This window comes from Parasegetibacter sp. NRK P23, assembly GCF_023721715.1.
In the GTDB taxonomy this organism is placed as follows: domain Bacteria; phylum Bacteroidota; class Bacteroidia; order Chitinophagales; family Chitinophagaceae; genus Parasegetibacter.
This window is the reverse complement of record NZ_JAMDLG010000029.1, coordinates 1-939: the sequence shown is the minus strand read 5'-3', so window position 1 is coordinate 939 and position 939 is coordinate 1. Positions and strand designations below refer to the sequence as shown.

At 38.8% G+C, this 939-nt stretch carries 1 protein-coding gene; it reads left to right on the top strand.

The genetic code is table 11. The features are described from left to right. Positions 1-29: 29 nt before the first annotated feature. A complete protein-coding gene (locus M4J38_RS19420) occupies positions 30-818 on the top strand; it encodes a hypothetical protein (RefSeq protein WP_251761474.1) in 789 nt (262 codons plus the stop codon). The last annotated feature ends 121 nt before the right edge of the window (positions 819-939 follow it).

Here is a 939-nt window from a genome sequence, read left to right as displayed (position 1 = left end):
CCGTTAGCCGCAATTCTTGAAACATTCTTATGTTCAGATTATTTTCTAAAGACGATAAAAATATGTGTCCTATTGACGCTGAAATGCGCTTGTGGATGGAGAATTCATTTTTATGGTTGGCGACTCAGTTTGGACACGATAATATTGGTACTAAGCAAATGTTGTATCCAACTTTCGAGCATTTCCCTTTTACTTACGATGGTTCTTTGGAGGTGTTGAGTAAGACATCAGAATTGGTGGCGAAGCAAATGGAAATTAATCCAGATGAAATAAATCTGGAGGTGTTTGATGAAAATATTAAGGAAATATCCAGGGGTGGCCATCATTCCTTTTGGACAGAAGTTGATCCTGATAGTGAAGTGAGTCTGGCGGCTGGAGTCTTTTTTGACAAGAGCGATAATGGTAAGTATGATATTTTTATTGAGCAGCAAAGCATGACTGATCCAGAATGTATGGTTGCTACCATTGCTCACGAATTCTCCCATATTAAGCTGCTAGGTGAAAGACGTTTGGATGTAAATGATGAAAGTCTTACTGACTTGACAACTGTTGTTTTCGGTCTGGGTATATTTAATGCTAATTCTGCTTATAAGGAATGGAAATCAAATGAAGGATTCGGCCACAACAGTATAGGATATTTGAAACAAAGGGAGTGGGGGTATGCTTTGGCCTTGTATGCTTATTTTAGAGGTGAACAAGAGCCGGGTTGGACAAAGTACTTGACACTAAATCTTCAATCGGACTTCAAAAGGAGTATGGAGTTTATTAATGCAAACCAAGACAAAGTATTTATTGAGGAATATCACGGTCGCGGCTAACAATAGTTTACTGAATAGTCGGGTAGACGGGTAACTTAGTGTTCATTTTTCTAAGTAAATTCAATCACGGCAAGACTGTTTACGTTTTTAAACTCCCGCCCATCAGTAAGCCTTGCCGTTA